This window comes from Burkholderia sp. Bp9004 (assembly GCF_003858025.1).
GTDB lineage: Bacteria > Pseudomonadota > Gammaproteobacteria > Burkholderiales > Burkholderiaceae > Burkholderia > Burkholderia diffusa.
Window position 1 is genome coordinate 1 of the sequence record NZ_QTQD01000120.1, and the last position, 215, is coordinate 215.

The 215-nt window shown below is 56.7% G+C and carries 1 tRNA gene; it reads right to left on the reverse strand.

Going from position 1 to position 215, the window contains the following annotated elements:
- Window positions 1-76, reverse strand: a tRNA-Glu gene (locus DIE08_RS35420).
- Window positions 77-215: the final 139 nt, after the last annotated feature.

Consider the following 215-nt stretch of genomic DNA (forward strand, 5'->3'; position numbering starts at 1 on the left):
TGGCGTCCCCTAGGGGATTCGAACCCCTGTACTCACCGTGAAAGGGTGATGTCCTAGGCCTCTAGACGAAGGGGACAACGTACTGCTTACATCTTTAATACAAAAGCCCGTTCAAAACGTTCATTTGAACGGGCCTTGTTCTGGCGGAGCGGACGGGGCTCGAACCCGCGACCCCCGGCGTGACAGGCCGGTATTCTAACCGACTGAACTACCGC